The 2297-nt window shown below is 73.8% G+C and carries 1 protein-coding gene; it reads left to right on the top strand.

The genetic code is table 11. From position 1 onward, the window contains the following. Positions 1-167 precede the first annotated feature (167 nt). On the top strand, positions 168-2297 hold a 2130-nt coding region (locus tag G5C65_RS35705; RefSeq protein ID WP_165303208.1), incomplete at its 3' end, for a PTS fructose transporter subunit IIABC.

The raw sequence follows: 2297 nt of genomic DNA, 5'->3' as shown, positions 1-2297 counted from the left end.
CCGAGTTCACCGGTGCGCTCCGCTCCGCGGACGACCCGGAGCGGGCAGCGGCACTGATCCGCGGCGACGCGCGGCCCGAGGTGCCGTCGGAGCCCGAGGCGGCGCCGGAGCCCGAGAGCACGCGCTCTCTCCCCCGACGCCAACGCCAACGCCAACGGAGCCGTGCGATGAGCGAATTGATCACGGCGGACCTCGTCGACCTCGACCTGGGCGCCACCACCAAGGACGGAGCGGCCCGCTCGCTCGCCGAGCGGATGGCGGCGCTGGGCCGCGTCACCGATCTGGAGGGCTTCCTCGCCGATGTGGCGGCCCGCGAAGCCCAGATGCCGACCGGCCTCGACGGCGGGATCGGGATCCCGCACTGCCGCAGCGCCCACGTCACCGAACCGACCCTGGCCTTCGGCCGCGCCACCGCCCCGATCGACTTCGGTGCGGCCGACGGACCGGCCGACCTGGTCTTCCTGATCGCCGCGCCGGACGGTGCCGACAGCGACCATCTGAGCATCCTGTCGTCGCTGGCCAGGCATCTCATGGACGCCGAGTTCACCGGTGCGCTCCGCTCCGCGGACGACCCGGAGCGGGCAGCGGCACTGATCCGCGGCGACGCGCGGCCCGAGGTGCCGTCGGAGCCCGAGGCGGCGCCGGAGCCCGAGAGCACGCGCTCGACCGCCGCCCCAGGCCCGGTGGACCCCGCGGACCCCACAGAGCCCTCGGATCTCGCGGACCCCGCTGGCGCGAGCTCGGCGCCGCTTCGGATCGTGGCCGTCACTTCCTGCCCCACCGGGATCGCGCACACCTATATGGCCGCGGAGTCCCTGGAGCGCGCGGCCGAGGAGCGGCCGGGACAGTTCGAGATCACCGTGGAGACGCAGGGCTCCGCCGGCTTCACCCGCCTGGACCCCGCGGTGATCGCCGAGGCCGACGCCGTCGTCCTCGCCCATGACGTGGAGGTCCGGGAGAAGGAGCGGTTCGCGGGCAAACCCGTGGTCGACGTGGGCGTCAAGGCGGCGATCAACCGCGCCGCCGAGCTGCTCGACGAGGCCCGCGACAAGGCGGTACGCGGAGACATCAGCACACCCGCGCCCGCGGCGGCCCCCATGGACCGCTCCGCGGCGCCGGGCGAGGGATTCGGCACCCGGTTGCGCACCTGGCTGATGACCGGCGTGAGCTACATGGTGCCGTTCGTCGCCGCCGGGGGCCTGCTGATCGCGCTGTCCTTCGCCATCGGGGGCTACGAGATCACCGAGGCCAAGTCGGTCAGCGACCACTTCGTCTGGGGCGAGCTGGACAGCTGGGCGGCGCTGCTGAACCAGATCGGCGGTCTCGCCTTCAGCTTCCTGGTCCCCGTTCTGGCCGGGTACATCGCCTATGGCATGGCGGACCGGCCCGGTCTGGTGCCCGGTTTCGTGGGCGGCGCCGTGGCCGTGCAGATCGAGGCCGGGTTCCTCGGCGGACTCGCCGCGGGCCTGCTGGCGGGCGCCGTGGTGATGGCGATCCAGCGGGTGCGGATCCCCGCGGTGCTGCGCGGCATCATGCCGGTGGTCGTCATACCGCTGATCTCCTCGGCGGTCGTCGGCGCGCTGATGTTCGTGGCGATCGGCAAGCCGATCGCGTCGGCGCAGCGGGGCCTGACGGACTGGCTCGGCGGGCTCACCGGCACCAACGCCGTGCTGCTGGGCCTGCTCATCGGCCTGATGATGTGCTTCGATCTCGGCGGCCCGGTCAACAAGGTGGCCTACGCCTTCGCCACCGGAGGCATCGCGACCGCCAACCCCAGCAACGCCAGCCTCACGGTGATGGCGGCGACGATGGGCGCGGGCATGGTGCCGCCGCTCGGCATGGCCCTGGCCACCACTGTCCGCGGCCGGCTCTTCGACCGGACCGAGCGGGAGAACGGCAAGGCCGCCTGGGTGCTCGGCGCCTCCTTCATCACCGAGGGGGCCATCCCCTTCGCCGCCGCCGATCCGCTGCGCGTGATACCCGCCTCCATGGCGGGCGGCGCCGTGACCGGCTCGCTGACCATGGCCTTCGACAGCACCCTGCGGGCTCCGCACGGCGGTGTCTTCGTGGTGCCGCTGATCGGCTCGCCGCTGCTGTATCTGGTGGCGATCGCCGCGGGTACGGTCGTCACGGCGGCGCTCACCGTCCTGCTCAAGGGCGCCCGTGCCCGCAAGGCGGCGGAGGAGGCGGGCGACGGAACCCACACCAAGCCCGGCACCGCGACCGGCGGCTCGGCGGAAGCCGGGGGCGGGGCCGGTCCGACGGCCCGGGGCGGCAACGGCGCCGGGCCGTCGGAC

Source organism: Streptomyces boncukensis, from assembly GCF_011045075.1.
Taxonomy (GTDB): Bacteria; Actinomycetota; Actinomycetes; order Streptomycetales; family Streptomycetaceae; genus Streptomyces; species Streptomyces boncukensis.
The sequence above is the reverse complement of the archived record's forward strand: the minus strand, read 5'-3'. Positions and strand labels throughout refer to the sequence as shown.